This is a genomic window from Ruegeria sp. H6, from assembly GCF_056532975.1.
The window spans coordinates 50,438-66,829 of the sequence record NZ_JBQFOA010000001.1 but is presented as its reverse complement, the minus strand read 5'-3'; the positions used below and the strand labels follow the sequence as shown (position 1 = coordinate 66,829).

The following is a 16,392-nucleotide window of genomic DNA, read 5'->3' as shown; positions in this document are numbered from 1 at the left end:
TTAGGATTGGTTCTCGGTCGGGGTGACTTTTTCATCCTCCCGGACCCGTTGCAGACCCTGAACGATGACCAAATCCCCGGCCTGCAGGCCCGAAGAGACCACCCAGTCACGACCAGTTTGTGCCCCCAAGGTAACATCCTGCCGTTTTGCGACATTGTCGCTGTTCACAACAAACACGAAGTGACCCTTTTGGTCCAACTGGATGGCGGTCTGAGGGATCACAACCAATTCTTTGGCATTAGGATCGTCGAAGGTGACCGTCACCACTTGTCCGGGGATCAGCAGACCGTCAGAGTTTTCGAATGTGGCACGGATTTCAATCGTGTCGGTTGCCGCTTCGATTTCGTTGCTGATGTAGGTAACCTGCCCGCTTTGCGCATAGGTCGCGCCGCTACTCAGTTCCAGCCGAACACCCAGCGTCGATGTATTTTGTCCGATCAGTCCTTGCTGCCGCTTTTGGATCAGATCACGCTCGCTGACGTAGAGGCTGACATAAATCGGATCGACGCTGGTGATGGTCGTAAGCACGCCGGAGTTCGAGCTAACAAGATTGCCAACATCGACGTTTGACTTCGATATGCGACCGTCGATTGGGCTGGTGATCGTTGTATAGCTCAGATTGATTTTCGCCTGTTCCAGTTCCGCTTCGGCCTTGCTGACCGCAGCCTGATCCGCGCCAAGCGTCGCCTGTGCGGCGTCAACCGTGGATTGCGGAACATCGTCGCGCTGCAGCAGGGCCAGCTGACGCTCGTAGTCCACCTCAGCGCCTTTTGCGGTCGACTTTGCGCCGTTGACCGTCGCAGCGGATTGATCAACCAGCGCCTGGTAGTAATCGCGTTCAATCTCAAACAGGATATCGCCTACTTTGACCAGCCCACCTTCGACGAACTTTCGTGCATCTAACGTGCCTTCGACGCGCGCCGTGATATCCACCGTGCTGATCGCCTCGACACGGCCCACATAAGAATCTGTCAATCCTGATTTTTGGGTTTGGGCCTTCTGGACAAGCACACTTGGTGGGGTCGCATCAGTCTGCGCATGAGCGGCCGCCGAAACAAACAAAAGAGCTGTTGCCAGAACGAACCAAACACTTCGCATCAACTCAAATCCACCTTTGTATGAAAACAACTGTCGCGAGCGTTGCATTGGTTTGCCCGTCAGTCAATCATTCAGGCAGCCGGACCTCCTTTAGCGCCTTGCGACCCGAACAAAGTGAGAATGGCGAAATGAACACCGCGCGCTTGGTGAACCAACCTAACCGCTTCACCGATCGCGGTTGATGAATTGGCAGGGGCCGCTATGACTGAACTATCTCCTTAATCGAGACAAGGACCGTATGAAGCGCCTCATTCAAATAGTCGGAACTGTTCTGGTCTGTATGATCCCTCTTGTGCTGATTTACGCCGCAAGCGTGTTTTTCTATGGCAGGTACTTTTACGACAGCCAGTCTGAACTGCCGGGCTGGCCGGATACGAAAGACTTTGATGATCCGCTGGAATGGCGTACCGACGATCCCAAGCGGGTGCGCATACTGGCGATGAACGGTGGCGCCTTATATGGTCTGGCAGAGCTTGAAGTTCTGAAGGCGCTTGAGGAGAAATCAGGCAAGCCTGTACACGAACTTTTTGACTTTGTAGCGGGATCATCGACCGGAGCAATCATCGCCGCGCTGTTGTTCAGCCCCAGCGCGGAGAACGGACAACCGATCACGGCCGAAAAAGCGCTAGAGGACTATGAGCAATATGCAAGAGAAATTCTGGGAATCCCTATTTCTCATAAAATACTGACGGGCCATGGTCTGTTCGGCCCGGCCATCCCAAATGAAGGCCGCTTTAGAGTGTATGAACAAGCATTTGGTGACACTAGGTTCAATGACCTTCTGCGCCCGGCTATGTTCCCGTCTTATTCGCAGAAAGAGAACGGACTTAGAGTGTTCCGAAACTGGGATACTGTAGAAGGCAACATCTATCTACATTCGCTTGTAACGGCGGTGACCAGTGCTCCGGTTTATTTTCCTGCGGTTACGTTCTCGGGCGAACATGCATCTGGGGAATTCCTTGGGGATGCTGCCATGATTTTGAACGCTCCGGGTGAAATCGCGTATCTGCACGCGCGCTCGAACCTGCCAGAACATCAGGAATTCGTAGTTGTCGCGCTTGGAAGCAAGCTGCGACAGTCTGTATCATCCGCGACCGCCGAAGGAGGCGGATTGATTAAGTGGTTCTTTCCTATGATGCATATGGTTTTCAACGGAGAAGCGACGGTCAGTTCGCACGCATTGCAAAGACATGCGGATTTTGAGTCGTCCATTGATATAGACAGCTATTTCCTGTCACCAGACGCGGTGGCAGGCGTCAATGGGTTCAATCCTAAACAAGAAAATATCGACCATATTCGGGCCTCTGGTCAGCGCTATGTCAAAGAAAACACTGAGTTGATTGATAAAGTTGTGAAGAAGCTCACCAACTAGATTCAGTAACACATGTCTCGATACCGAAAACTCCGGGTTTTTATGGGGCACTTTGATTGGCGGGTGGGTCCGGAAGCGATTTGTCGTTTGACTATTCGACCTGCCAAATACGAGCGGGTATCCGCAGCACACCGGTTCAAACCCTTTAAGTCCATCAATTGTATTCCTAGTTAGGGGCGGCCATCGTGTCGCTTTTTGTTTTTTAAGAAGCAGGCCTTCATGATTTTTCCGTAAAAGTACGCTTTGCCCGCTTTTCGAAATTCCACGGGGCTTGAGGACGAGGTCGGTGCAGATCCCCAGAGCAGCTGTTGACTCCTTTACAGTGCCTTTTGTTTGGTAGGATTCTCGCCTCACATAGAAAATCTTTTGGCTTGCTTTACCGATGTTCCCGTTCGATAGGGCGGTATGTTTAAGAACCGAGCTATTCTCTTCATTCTTGTAACTCTGCTGATCGACGCAATCGGCATCGGTATTGTGTTCCCGATTATGCCGGATTTGATGAACCGGGTTGGAGCAGATGATACTGGGCAAGGAGCGTTCTGGGGCGGATTGCTGATGGCTGCCTATGCAGGGGCGTTGTTCCTGTGTGGCCCTATTGTTGGAAGTATTTCAGATGCAGTGGGCCGCAGGCCAATATTGATCACGGCTCTTGTCATGCTGGCACTGGATTATGTGATCATGGCCATGGCGGAAAGTTTTTGGCTTCTTCTTCTTGGACGGACCCTCGCAGGCCTTGCAGGGGCGACCTATATCACTGCAACGGCGTATATTGCCGATATATCTTCTCCTCATGAAAAGGCGGCGAATTTTGGCCTTATCGGCGCGGCATTCGGGATCGGCTTTGTGCTGGGGCCGGCAATAGGTGGCATAGCTGCAGAAATCAGTATCGCGGCACCGTTTTGGATTGCGGCAGTTCTATCGGCGAGCAACGCCTTGTTTGGTTACTTCGTGCTACCAGAAAGCCTGATGCCGGACAATCGCCGCCCTTTTGGGAAACGCGATCTCAACCCATTCAAATTGATCTTCGATGCTTTCCGCTTGCCAGGCCTAGCGGTGCCCCTGCTTTGCATTTTTGTTTTTGAGTTCGCCAATATGGTCTACCCAACGCTTTGGGCTTTCTGGACGCGCGAAGTATTCGACTGGCCAACACTCTATATCGGACTGTCGCTTGCGGCCTACGGCGTACTGCTAGCTTTAGTTCAGGGGGGATTACTGCCTATCTTTATCAGGTGGGTCGGAGATTTCCGCACGCTGATGTTGGGCATGATTTCGGCGCTCATCGGGATGATCGGCTTTGGCTTCACCGGTTCGGTTGTGGCCCTAGTCATCTTCCTTTTCCTCGCGGCGTTGTCTGACCTTGTACCAGCGTTGATGACAGCGATGGCATCGAATCAAGTAGATGAAGATCGCCAAGGCGTCGTGCAGGGCGTTATTGCGTCTTTGTCATCCGTTGCCGCAGTTTTGTCTCCCTTGGTGATGACCGGAATGTTTCAGAAATCCGTTGATGCGGCAGGTTTTTACTTCCCGGGGACACCGTTCCTGTTCGCGGCCGCATTGGTTCTGCTGATGATGCCGCTTGTGACACGATTGCGGGGGTATGCGTCCGTTTGAAATTCAATCATTTCAAAACAGTTCTACTTCAGCGCGTTATGGTGGCTTTGTTGCGCAGTGAAACTACTTAGCGCTTAACTTGGATCGCTGCATCACCGCAAATCCGCTCTGAGCCCTTTGCTCCAAATTCTGCGCTGAGAATGAATGACCGATTTGATACATGGTTAGGTTTTGTCGAAAGTTCATACTGTGCGAGACAATATGGTTATCAATGGGACCCTAGACCAAAAAATTCATCCGTTTGTGCCAGGAACTGAAATAAACCTACGCAACCCGGAAAGACCTTGCGTTGGTGTAATACCAAAAACTTCGCCAGCTGTTCTGGCCAAATGCGCTCCGTCAGAGAAACCACTTTCGATACCTGCAATGCCAAAATTTTCGCCATTGAAGCCTGCATGTGCCGCGGCCAGGATCCCCGCCCAAATCTTAAATTTCCTGAACGTCTGCCCCGTGGTTGCCTTAAAATGACGCAAGGCTTGTGTGCGTTCGAGCCCAAGCTCACGTGCGAGCTCATCTTGAGATAAGCGTAGGAACGGATCGTCATACAACCGCTTGACGATGGCCAAAATAGCCGGATCTGGAGGTGTATCTTTGCCTTCGAGTTTTCTGCGAAATTCCAATAGCACCTCATGGTTCCGGCTCTGAAAAAACTCTGGAAGAGCTCTCCAGTCCTGAGACAAAGCCCCGACTTCAGGGAGGGTGGCGTCAAGTCTAATACCATCAAGATACATGATCTCCGCGCCGCCCTGTCCAAAAGAAACGCGATGTGGCACACCCGGTCTTATCCAGGTCACTTCTGCCTTGGAACTGTCATTTTCGGTTACCACGACCACTGGGTTCCGTATACCAACAATCACGCACGGCATTAGGTTTTCGTGCCTTTGCAATTCACCTTCGTCAAAGGTGAAGAGGTGATTGCGGAACACATTTCTGATTGCGGTCAAATGCTCGAGCTCTCTGAGAGAAGTACCGCTAGCAGCCTGCCACGCAAAGTAGTGCCAATGCAATGTTCGCTTCAGGCGGTGTGTTTTTGCACGTTTCTACAAAGCTCGCATTCTACGGCATGTCAATCTTGGTTGATTAAGCGTTGCAGGGTTACGGAGTTTCGAATGAATAAAGATGCAAAAATCCTCATTACTGGAGGCAACGGGCATGTCGGTTTCAATCTCGTCCGCATGTTGCTGGACGATGGCTATGTCAACTTGCGTGTCTCTGTTCGCGACAAGGATGATCCTCAGAAAACTTCGGCACTCAAAGCCCTTGGAGTATCTGACCTCGTCTCACTCGACATCCGAGATCCCGCCAGATTTGAGGAAGTCTGCGAGGGCATCGAATTTCTGTTTCATGTGGCGGCAACTTATCGGTTCTATACAGACAGTGCCGCCGCGGATGCTGAAATGATCAAAGACAGCCTGGAAGGCGTTCGATCTGCGATGGGCGCCGCAGCGAAGTGTAGGGTTGGTAAAGTGATCCTGACCTCTTCGATTGTCACGTTGCCTCTCGCCAAGGACGGCGCTTCAATTCCGGATGAAACACACTGGGTCGAGAACCCTCAGATGCCATACCTGAAAGCGAAATCAGAGGCGGAGAAGTTGGCTTGGTCTATGGCAGATGATCTAGGCATCAACCTTGTATCGTTGCTGCCGGGGGCTGTATTGGGTCCGGGATTTGGTCGTGGAACACAATCCACCGACTATGTGCTGGCAATAACAAAGGGCTCCATGCGCATGGGAACTATCGCGGCCAGGTTTCCCGTGATTGATGTTCGAGACATCGTGCGGGGGCATATCTTGGCAGCAGAAAAAGATGCGAAAGGGCGCTACATTCTCGCGGCTGACAATGCGCCGTCATTTGTCGAAGTGATTAAAGTTATGCGCAGAATTGATCCGAAAGTTCCCGGCGCGTTGATGGTCATACCGAGACTGTTCTACGGGGCTCTGCCTGCCTTCGATTGGCTAACCAGTAGAGTTTTGCACGCCCCAAGAACAGCCACCCGGGCAATGGTGAACCCAATGAGGTCAGGCGATATGCTGGCAGATAACTCTAAGGCAAAGAGGGACCTCGGCTGGTCACAACAGTATACCCTTGAGCAAACGCTGCGGGACACAATGCGCGAACTAGAGGTCGCGTGAATCGATGGATAGCAATACTTCGAAACAGAGCGAACCTCTAAAGAACGAACGTTCCGGATTGGTTAACTACGATCTTGCAGTCGTTGGCGCAGGTGTTGCCGGGCTGAACGCGCTGAATGCGGCAACAGACTATCTGCCTCGAGGCGCACGCGTGTTGTTAATAGATGAGAAAGATGCTGCGGGTGGCATGTGGAACACGGCTTATGACTATGTGAGGCTTCATCAACCGCACCCGATGTTTACTGTCGGCGACCTACGCTGGAATTGGCGCAAGCCGCGTCAATATCTCGCCTCACGCGACGAAGTGCGCTCCCACCTATGTTCGTCACTTGGTCCTATCGCTGACAAAGTGAGGCTTGAAACTCAATTTGGACACACCGTTGAACGTTGCGCTGAGATTGAAACAAGCAATGGCCCAATAGCAGAACTTGTCATCCGCCCAAACGGAAATTCTGGTGAACAAACATCGGTTCTGGCCAAGCGTGCCATCTATGCCGCTGGCCTGAATTACAGACTGGCAGGACCTCTTACATTCTCAAGCCAGAAGGTGCTTTCGATTATCCCGCAGGACTTACTTCTGACACTGAAAGATAACCCAGATGCGCCAGTTTTTGTCATAGGAGGTGGCAAAACTGGAATGGACACGATCCTGGCGACTTTAACTACGGATGCAAAACGGAATGTAACGCTGATCAATGGACGTGGGACAAACTTCTTAAACCGCACGCGTTACCTGCCAACCGGATCTAAACGTTGGACATCCGGCCAGTTGGCCTCTCGTGTGTTCAAAGAAATTGCGACAGCATTCGATGGTGCAAACGAAGATCAGTTGATCGAATACATACGCCGGAACCTGTCAACTGACCCAGTTTCTGAGAGTGGCGCTTTTCTATACGGTCTTCAGTCTGAAGAAGAACATGCACGGATCCATTCAGGGCTTGCAAATACACTGTCAGATTACTTGGTTGATGTAGTTGATAACGTGGGTGAACAATTTCTTTTGACTAAAAATGGCATAAAGATACCAGTCGCGACAGGAGCGATTTTCGTAAACTGTACGGGCAGCTTCTTCAGATCTAAGAACTTATCTGAACCGAGACAGATACTAAGCGAAAACGAAAGAGTGCTGAGCCTCACATCACGAGACTCCTTTCATTTTCTGACCAGTGTCGCTGGCTTCTTCACAAGCCACTTGTATTTTCGGGGACAGTTGCGTGGTCATGGTTTCTACACCGTCGATCTCGAAGATCTTTTTCGAAAGAACCGAAACGCATGGGTCGGCGCAACTGCGGCACAGGCTTACCTCAATCAGGTTACAGCGCTTCATACGCTGCCTCTCACACTCCTGAATCGATGTGGCCTGGACATGGACCGTTGGTATCCCCTGCCAAGACGCCTCGCTGCTTTGGTTTCGATGAAAACGAAAGCTGATCGCGATGCGGCACACTGCCGTAGGGTTCTAGACATCATAGCCAGGCGTTTTGAAACAAGTTCAAAACCGCTTGATTGAGGATACCGGATGCCTGGTTGCAGGAAACAGGCCACCTCCTCACACGTTGAAACAAGCAGACCTTCACCTGTACAGCATGGAAGTCGGCTCCGTCCGCTCAGCCGTCAAGCATTATTTTTGGTGTTGGCTTTATCCACCCAACGCTAAACTACGATCATGCTAAGGTCAGTCGGCTTCAAAACCATCATGCTCGCGCTTGTCATTGTGCTCATCCTCATTGGAGTTTGGATCACTGTTCAAAGACAAAGCGTTCGCTGGAACTGGGCGGAGCTTCAAAACTTCCGTGAGAACGAAGGATCCATGCCTTTGGCAGCCGCTTTCAGCGGATTTGGGCCGATATTTCCAGAATATAACAACATACTTACGACCGCAGAGATTACCAAAGCGCGACAGTATTGGCCTCAATCCGAAGAGCAGGTGGAGTTTTTTATTGGTCCGGAAATAAGCAGGTCGCCGCCGGCAGCGCTCAAAACCTGTAGGGAGTCGTCCCACCAAGCTTCGTGAGCTGCCTATAACTGCAACACTATATGGGCCACCCAGAAGTTCGTAAGAAAGATCAGGTTGCCATCGGCCAATTGCGGATTCGTCAGCTCGGGCTTCTTGCGGGGCTGCCCCAACTGACCGATACTTCCGTCGCGGTGTTCCGTGAAAGCCTTGCACTGAATTGAAAATTAATCCCTGCTTGTCAAGCGAATACTCCCGGATCGATCCGGTCCACGGGCGTTATGACATCTGCAGGAATATTCAGGCGCTCGGCCGCCTTTCTCAGGCTTTCTTCATCAGGGGCTTCGTACAGGCAATAAGTTTTGCGCTTATCTGCACTGAGAAACGAAAAAATCCACTCAACGCCAGCTTCATCATTGATCTCTTTGATGTGGATTTTGTCGTCATCGGTGACGTTCAGCTGCTCGGCAAATTTTCTTTCAATTATGTATCTTGGCATAAAGTCCCCCAAAAACAGATTTCTTACCTTAACTCGCTACTCCTTCGAGCTTTGACCTAAGGGAAACCATACTCAATTTCTGTGAAATTGCCAACGCTTCCCCTTCCAGCTGAAACGCTTGTTCTACGTCATTCGGACGGCCCCTCCGCCTTAATGCAGTTGCATATGCCGCCTTGCTGTGCGCAATCCAAGGAGGGCATTTCATGCGAGTGTCTATTTCTATTGCCTTCTGGAACATCTTCTCGGTGACATCCCAGTCTTTCAACACCATGCCTAGACTGCCCAAGCGTCGCGCAGCTGCTCCAGTGCAAACTGTGGTTGCACCTGCGGTGATGGTCAGTTCTTCGTAGGGAGCAAGTATTCCATAGAGTGTCTTTGCGTGTTCCTGATGTTCGATGGCGACGCATATGTCGGCCAGATATGACAATGTCGTTGAATACATGGCGTCGGGTGGAAGATCAAAGCCGTTATCGGCCATTTCATTCAATATGCGCTCTGCAGGTTCCTTGTATCCAAGCTCGGCGGCAATAAGGCCGAAACCCGGCTTCCACGAATTGTCTTCAGGGCTTTCTGTCATAAGTTTTTTGACCACAGGCGCGACCTCGTGCAGTCGGTTTTGCTCGCGGCGGATGGTGAACATCTGAACCCCGAAAACGCCCTCAACATGTTCCCCATGGGTTTTTCGACCAATTTTCACCGCTTCCGTGGCGTGTTTCTCGGCTTGTTCAAAATCGCCATCCATAATTGCAACCATGGCGCGCGCGTGCTTCTGAACCCAATAGAGCTGCAGATGATTGTCCTTTTCCGAAATCTCGGTAAGCAGTTCCAGAGAATGGTCCATCAACGCGCGGTCGGCCATCTCGGCACCCACAAACAAGCTTAGAGTTCGGTCTCGCCCTTGATCGATACTGCCAAGATGCTCGGCCACACCATGCATAGCCTCCAGGTTTTCCCGCCAAAGGTGGGCTTCTCTGCCCCTCCGCGCTACAAATGGGGCTCCAAAATGCATCATCATTACTGAGAACTGAGATTTATAGTCTCCCAGTTTTGCAGCCAGCTCCATGGATTTCTGGCCGAAACTCGCCCCTTCGGGAAACTGACCGACAAACATGTGGGCTCGCGCGAGCTGGCTCATCAATCTGCACCGCCGGACTTCATCATCGTCCGGCAAATCTCTTAGTGCACTATCGCAGAGCTCGATTGCCTCGCCGTGCCTTTCGCTCGACATCATGCATGAGTCAGCGAAGTGGTTTGCCGCATCAGCAGCCAACTCCACATCGTGCATCGCCCGGGCCGCATTGGAAGCTTCTTTCAGAACTGCTATCCCTTCAGGCAATTGGCCCAGACTGTCATGGCTTCGGCCAACAAGGATGTTGCCTTTGATCAGTTCTGAATTTGAATCTGAGCCGAGATTTTCGGCTGCGCGTAGGGTTTCCTCGGCGTTCGTCATCGCTTCTTGGCTGGCAGATCGCGCCAAAGCCATTTCTGTCGCAATCTGCCATTTTTCGAACGCGGCCCTCCAGTCTTCAGCTTCCGAAAGGTGGTGGGCGACCAGTTCCGGACGACGCGCGATCTCGGCGGACCTTGTCTGTATCAACGCACGCGCCACATCTGCGTGCTGTTGTTTTCGAGTTGAGCTTAGCATGGACTGATAGGCGGTATCGCGTATAAGGGCATGACGGAATACAAAGTGCCCGCGATTGTGACCGCTCTCAAAGATTATGCCTGTTCGAGAAAGTTCTTCGAGGCGTGTGTTGATATCAGAACCTGTCAGGCGCATCGCAGCATTCAATATGCTCGGTTCAAATTCTCGGCCAATTACTGAACCTGTAAGTGCAACCTGTTTTGCCTCAGGCGAAACCGCATCGAGACGTGCCATCAACGCGCCTTTTAAAGACGACGGTATGTGGATTTGTCCTTGCTCTCCAGCCTCCACAATCGCTCGCGTCAACTCCTCAACGAACAAAGGTACACCATCTGTCTTTTCAATGATTGCAGCAACCAAGGCTTCGTCCGGCTTCCTACCTGTAATGTTCTCGACAAGGTCTGAGACATGTGTGGAATCGAACCGACGCAGCACAAGAGACTGAACGTGCATGTCTCCATCGTCTCGGACCAATTCCCAACCAGGCCTGTGGGTTATCAAGATCATCAGAGGAAGATCGGTGCATATCGACTTAAATCTCTCCAACAAGGCTTGTGTGGAAGGATCAATCCAATGAGCATCTTCGACGCACAGAATTACCGGACGCACGCTTGATCGCACTTGTACGGTGTGGATCAAAGTTTGGATTGTTATGTCACGCTGCTCCTGCGGTGACATCTCAAGCACCTTTTGTGCGAGTGCACTTCGAGGTGCGACCAACGCTGCGAAGACAGGCAGAACTTGTTCCCAGTCCAGCCCTGGCCGTCCTTCAAGCATCTTCCTGACGTGGTCAAGGATCAGATTGTCATCGAAGTCTGGTTCAACACCTGCGTCCTGAGATATTCGTTGGGCAACCGGATGAAAGGGGCTACTACTGAGATAAGGGGAGCAGTTCAGTCTTATGACATCGGCGTGGTCATTCTCCGCGATAGCTGCAAGGAATTCCTCTGTAAGCCGCGATTTTCCAATGCCGGCTTCACCGGACAGCAGAACGACCTCTCCGTGGCTATTCTGAGCACGTTTCCATGATTGTAGAAGAATACCCTTTTCGTAGTCCCGGCCGATCATTGCACTATCGACATCATCACGATGCGAGGCTCTAAACCTGCTTTCCGCACTGCGTTCCGACACCACTTTCAACAGAGTACGTGGTTCAGCAAAACCCTTTAGTTCTGTCTTCCCAAGAGACTTAAATTCAAATATCCGATGCAAAGCTGTGTCGGTTTCCTCCACTGACAATACGACTGTGTTTGGCTCTGCATGTTCCTGAATCCGCGCCGCAAGATTGACGACCGGCCCGGTCATGGCCCCTTCCTCATATGTGTTTTCGCCGATGGTGTCGCCGACCACGGCATCGCCGCTCGCAACACCTAGCCTCACCGATAAGCGCTGTCCGTCCGGTGTACTAAGCTCACTGACACGACGAACGGCCTCAAGACCGGCTTTTATCGCCCGAATTGCGTGATCTTCGTAAGCCCTTGGCCAGCCAAAAAACACAAGAAGACCGTCGCCCAGGTATTTTGCAACGTAACCACCATAACGACTTACGGCTCCTGCAACGGCATCTTGGTAGTTCTGCAGCAAGTCTCGCATGTCCTCGGGATCAAAACGATTGATGAGTTCCGTCGAACCGACGAGATCGGCAAATAAGACTGTTACGTGACGTCTCTCTGCGGTGGCCGGTTCCCTATGCTCCCGTTTTGGCGGATCATCACTTTGGGAGTAGTCTGAGGCGCGCGCTTGTTCACGAGCAGCTTGTGACGACGAATCTGCGTGCTGTTTGCCGACCAGCTCATGAATCGCAGCGAGGATGATTTTACGGTGACCGAGGCTTACCCCGAGCTCTTTTAGGTCGTCGCTAGACAGTAGTGGCAATACACGCGCATCAATATCGTTTTCCGCAAAAACATCTGCGTACTGACTCAATTCGAGATCGTTTAACAATTTGTCTATTTCAGCCGACATCTTTGGATCATGCTGAGATACGCGAAACTAATCAAGAAAACGCTTTCGACACGGACTTGCAAATCAATGAATAGCTTCTGCATTCATTTATCTTCGGACCGTCTGACAATTCCGGCTCTTTTGCTGAAGCATTCTAGATTTACTTGACTGGCTGATTGGCTGCACGCATTTGATGGTTTCACTTTGAAAGCAGCATTAGTTGTCGACAAATTTCAACTCTCAGCTCGGGCGAATTACCCCGAAGGTGTTTTTTCTGTTTTCTCAGTCAGCGACAGGGCCAGATAGACAGAAATAGCGTTAAGCACTGCTAGCACGGTTAACGGGATCAGGACGCTTTGAATTTGCGCAACCAGGCCAAGCACTGCAGCGAAGATGATCCCGCCAATACCTGCAACTGCGTCCGCGAGCGCGACCATATAAGGGCGATTTGTGTCAGACGACATCGAGAGTAAATACAAGTACCGTCCTTCAGTTTCCCCACCGATCCCAAAGGACAGAAAAAAGATCGTTGCGGCATAAACCCAGGGGTTACTGGCCAAGCCGAACAAGTCGAACCCAATCGCCATAAGCGCCGAAAGGCACGCGATCATCGACGCGCCGGCGATTGTGTAGCGGATCGACTTGCGTACAACGCGCCGCCACAAGATTGCGCCAAGCGCGCGTCCCGCGCTTGTCGCGGTAACGAAGATGCTCAGGATATGCGGAGTAGACAGGTGATATGTCGCCGCATGAATTGTGTAGAACGGCGTGGCCAGTTCGACTGACAAAAAGAACAATCGCGCGACGAGGAAACGTCGGAACCACGCATATTGAAGCGCTAAGGACCAACCACGCGAAACCTGATTGAAAAAGGACTCTTTTTCCTCGGGGGCCTCTGGATTGCCAACTTCATCAGGGGTTTTTGTGAGCACAAGTCGGAACATGCAAAAGCACGAAACCAAAAGTGCCAGCACACCCAACCAAAGCAAAACGCGATGTCGCTCGAACGGAGTTTCTCCGGCCATCAGCGTCCGTGTGGCCCACACAAGGGCTATCGCTATGATGCAGCTTAGTGCCAGTTGTGTGAAGACGATCTGCCCGCGTTCTTCTTCTTCGAGTTCCGACCCATAGATGTGGTTGCTGCCCAAAGCCCAGATTCCGTAGCAGCAGCCAACTACCAAGGCCACCAACACAAACAGCACCATGACGATCCCATCGGAAAGGGCTGCACCCGACAACGCCAAGATGGTTAGAACCAAAGCAATGACGAAATTGGGGAGTATCATCGCTTTTTTGGAGCGTTCTCCCAACCGCACATACGGAGACATCACGGCTTCAGCAACAATACGAGCACCCTTTACACATGGAAGAAGCAGCCCCGCGAGAAATTGGGGAGCCCCAAGTGCCAGATACAAAAACGGAAGTACAATGCTCGGGCTGGCAAGAATGTCGGACAAGGAATCCGCAATGCCACCCCAAAGTAGGTACGCGCGGTTCTTTTTCCCCGTTGAACCCGCTGGCTTGTCTGAGCCACTCATCGCGCTGAACTTCTTGCCATAGATTGTGCCTCGACCCGCTGGCGTGCATTGTCGATGTTGATATCATTATACACGTAGTTTTTGCGAACTTACCCAGTGGAACGAGGATAAACCAATATGAGTGTTGCAGACCTGTTTGACACCGCCATTGCCCGCCTCGAAGCGCAAGATAAAAAAGCGTTCAATCCGCAATTCGGCGTTGGCGCATACCGACATGAGGGCGCATGCTGCTTATTTGGCGGTATGATCGAAGATGGGTTTTACGAACCCACTATGGATGCGCATCAAGACGAGTTCGGCAACGTCGTCGCCAGATCACCTGTGCATAAGACGTCGGTGCTCAAAGCGATCCGGTCTTCTACCGGTCTAAATCTGCTTGATCGGCTGACCGTTGAGGATATCCAAACCATTCATGAGATACACGAAGTGGAGTGGCAACCAGGGCATTCCTTCAAGGACCTCCTGCCATCCAGGATTTCAGCCAAGATATGGTCCACGGCCTCCAGCAAATAAAATTTGTTGATTCATTGTATCCTGTTCAACGTAAATCTAGTTAATTGCAAATTTCTCTCGTGCAGCGAATGTCCGGAAAGCGAGCTGCGACTGCAGCATTCAGGTACTCAGTCGAGTGACCGCTATGGGCCGCCCGCGATCTGGCGCTGAAACGATGCTGAGCAAATGCTGCAACGGCACCGAGGTCCGTTCTGAGCCCAAACGGCCCAATGCTGCGCGTTCAACGAAGGTAAGCTTCTCGAAGCGAAGCGCCAATCACTTACCGGACGAAATTTGAACATAGGCGCGAAGCCATCCTCATGCTAATTTAATGGGAGATTTGTAGGACGGGAAGTTGTTGGATCGCCAGCACTCAAAAGAGATTGACCGTGTCTTAAGCGGATTCGATACAGGGCGAGACCGACTTGTCGCGGATAGCTGGCAGCGCTGTGTTGAAACTTACGGCATGGATCCCTCACGGCAGGAACCAGCGCACATCTTGCCTGACACCAAATTCCGTGAACATCTAGAACAATCCGAACGTCTGATCGCAACAGCGCGCTCGGGACTGCAATCGCTGTTTGCGCAGGTGGCAGGGCAGAACTACGTCTTGCTGCTTGCTGATGCGGATGGCGTTTGCGTCGATTTCTTTGGCGACCGGAACTTTGAGGACGAACTCAGAACTGCCGGTCTTCATCTGGGATTCAAGTGGACGGAAGAGTTGGCAGGAACGAACGGGGTAGGGTCGTGTATCGTTACAGGTCAGCCGGTGACGATCCATCAGGGGGATCATTTTTCGATCACGCATACGCCGCTGTCTTGTACGGCAGCGCCTATTTTCGATACCAAAGGTGGTCTTGCGGCTGTTCTGGATGTTTCGTTGTTGCGTGGCCCTTCGCCTAAGGCGTCGCAGAATCTGGCCATGACATTGGTGACGAATTCCGCCCGACGCGTCGAGATGGCAAACCTGATGGCATCGACCAGGCGCGATTGGGTCCTGCGCTTTTCAGCAAGCCCCGAATTTCTTGAGGTCGATCCTGAAGCGGCGGTTGCAGTGGACGGAAGCGGCAAGATCATTGGTATGACCTCGGGGGCCCGACGCGCACTGGACCCGGACGGTTCGGGCCACCTGATCGGGTCGCAATTGCAGGACTGGCTTGAAATCAGTGTTGATGACATGCCGGAGTTCATGCGCGGCAGACCGTCCGAAGACCGCGTTCTATACCTCAAAGACGGACGCGCGCTCTATGGTCATGCCGTTGCGCCACAGACGTCGCAGATGACTGCGGCCCTGCGCAAGCGAGAACAGGTTCTGCCCGGAGCCCTTGGCAGTTTTGCTGGGCCGGATGCGGACCTTCAGCAGCTTTTGAACAAAGCAGCCCGTCTTGCACCGACCAGCCTGCCGCTTTTGCTGACTGGTGAAAGCGGCACGGGCAAGACCAAACTGGCGCGTGCGATCCACATGGCCGATCCTGCGAGACAGGATTTCCACACAGTGATCTGTTGCGATACCGAGACATTCGATTTCTGCCAAACCATCGACCCCGGCACGCTGTACCTGCGCGGTGTTGAAGACCTGAGCGAGCCTGCACAGGCCTCTCTTTTAGCAGTGCTTGAGCGGCGGGCTAATCTGAGGATCATTGCCTCATGTCGGCAGCCCCCGGCGGGATTGCAGGGCGTTCTGCGTGAAGATCTGCTGCACCGGATTGCGGGGGCCACATTTTCTCTGCCGCCTTTGCGCCACCGAGCGGATTTGGATTGGCTAATTGATCGCCTGCTTCGACGGTTTGCAAGCCATGATATTCACCTGTCGACAGTCGCGCGCGCCGATCTGAAATCACGACTATGGAGCGGCAATATTCGTGAACTGGAACATCTGCTGCACAGCGCGGTCGCCCTGTGTCAGGACAACATCATCGACTTGACGGATTTGCCAGCCCCGGCGCTCGCCCCTGCGCAAAAGCAGGACTCAGATGATCTGGAAGCACTTTTGCATGCTTGCGACTGGAACATGTCCCAACTGGCCAGGCGCCTTGGTGTGAACCGATCGACGATCCTGCGCCGAATGCGAAAAGCAGGGCTTAGACCACCCGCTTAAACGCATATG

At 52.2% G+C, this 16,392-nt stretch carries 12 protein-coding genes; 7 read left to right on the top strand and 5 right to left on the bottom strand.

The window, feature by feature from the left end:
• Complete coding sequence (locus ACR0AG_RS00320; protein WP_480835252.1) at positions 1 to 1,098, bottom strand: efflux RND transporter periplasmic adaptor subunit; 1,098 nt, start codon at positions 1,096 to 1,098, stop codon at positions 1 to 3.
• A 238-nt stretch (positions 1,099 to 1,336) separates the two neighbouring features.
• Here ACR0AG_RS00320 and ACR0AG_RS00315 point away from each other — a divergent pair, with 238 nt between their 5' ends.
• On the top strand, positions 1,337 to 2,470 hold the full coding sequence (locus tag ACR0AG_RS00315; protein ID WP_480835250.1) for a patatin-like phospholipase family protein: 1,134 nt from the start codon (positions 1,337 to 1,339) through the stop codon (positions 2,468 to 2,470).
• Positions 2,471 to 2,875: 405 nt separating this feature from the next.
• Positions 2,876 to 4,081 (top strand): MFS transporter, encoded by a 1,206-nt coding sequence (locus ACR0AG_RS00310; protein ID WP_480835248.1) that lies wholly within the window; start codon positions 2,876 to 2,878, stop codon positions 4,079 to 4,081.
• 233 nt (positions 4,082 to 4,314) lie between these two features.
• Here ACR0AG_RS00310 and ACR0AG_RS00305 read toward each other — a convergent pair whose 3' ends face one another.
• On the bottom strand, positions 4,315 to 5,007 hold the full coding sequence (locus ACR0AG_RS00305) for a helix-turn-helix domain-containing protein (protein ID WP_480835247.1): 693 nt from the start codon (positions 5,005 to 5,007) through the stop codon (positions 4,315 to 4,317).
• A gap of 183 nt (positions 5,008 to 5,190) precedes the next feature.
• On the opposite strand from ACR0AG_RS00305, the gene ACR0AG_RS00300 reads away from it, so the two are divergent.
• From ACR0AG_RS00300 to ACR0AG_RS00290, 3 genes are all read left to right on the top strand, one after another.
• Positions 5,191 to 6,213, top strand: coding sequence for an NAD-dependent epimerase/dehydratase family protein (locus tag ACR0AG_RS00300; protein WP_480835245.1), 1,023 nt, complete (start codon positions 5,191 to 5,193; stop codon positions 6,211 to 6,213).
• A gap of 4 nt (positions 6,214 to 6,217) precedes the next feature.
• Entirely contained in the window at positions 6,218 to 7,723 is a 1,506-nt protein-coding gene (locus ACR0AG_RS00295; RefSeq protein ID WP_480835243.1) for an FAD-dependent oxidoreductase, read from the top strand.
• A 527-nt stretch (positions 7,724 to 8,250) separates the two neighbouring features.
• Positions 8,251 to 8,391, top strand: coding sequence for a hypothetical protein (locus ACR0AG_RS00290; protein WP_480835241.1), 141 nt, complete (start codon positions 8,251 to 8,253; stop codon positions 8,389 to 8,391).
• A gap of 17 nt (positions 8,392 to 8,408) precedes the next feature.
• On the opposite strand, the gene ACR0AG_RS00285 is transcribed toward ACR0AG_RS00290, so the two are convergent.
• The 3 genes from ACR0AG_RS00285 to ACR0AG_RS00275 all read right to left on the bottom strand — a co-directional run bounded on the left by ACR0AG_RS00285 (position 8,409) and on the right by ACR0AG_RS00275 (position 13,712).
• A complete protein-coding gene (locus ACR0AG_RS00285) occupies positions 8,409 to 8,666 on the bottom strand; it encodes a DUF4242 domain-containing protein (protein WP_480835240.1) in 258 nt (85 codons plus the stop codon).
• Positions 8,667 to 8,694: 28 nt separating this feature from the next.
• Positions 8,695 to 12,276 carry an adenylate/guanylate cyclase domain-containing protein gene (locus ACR0AG_RS00280; RefSeq protein ID WP_480835238.1) on the bottom strand — a complete coding sequence of 1,194 codons (3,582 nt, stop codon included), beginning with the start codon at positions 12,274 to 12,276 and terminating at the stop codon, positions 8,695 to 8,697.
• A gap of 233 nt (positions 12,277 to 12,509) precedes the next feature.
• The gene (locus tag ACR0AG_RS00275; RefSeq protein WP_480835236.1) at positions 12,510 to 13,712 is read right to left on the bottom strand and encodes an MFS transporter; all 1,203 of its coding nucleotides are present in this window, start codon (positions 13,710 to 13,712) and stop codon (positions 12,510 to 12,512) included.
• A gap of 198 nt (positions 13,713 to 13,910) precedes the next feature.
• On the opposite strand from ACR0AG_RS00275, the gene ACR0AG_RS00270 reads away from it, so the two are divergent.
• Both ACR0AG_RS00270 and ACR0AG_RS00265 read left to right on the top strand, forming a co-directional pair.
• Positions 13,911 to 14,306, top strand: a complete 396-nt coding sequence (locus tag ACR0AG_RS00270) for a hypothetical protein (RefSeq protein ID WP_480835234.1) — start codon at positions 13,911 to 13,913, stop codon at positions 14,304 to 14,306.
• A 334-nt stretch (positions 14,307 to 14,640) separates the two neighbouring features.
• The gene (locus ACR0AG_RS00265; protein ID WP_480835232.1) at positions 14,641 to 16,383 is read left to right on the top strand and encodes a sigma-54-dependent Fis family transcriptional regulator; all 1,743 of its coding nucleotides are present in this window, start codon (positions 14,641 to 14,643) and stop codon (positions 16,381 to 16,383) included.
• The last annotated feature ends 9 nt before the right edge of the window (positions 16,384 to 16,392 follow it).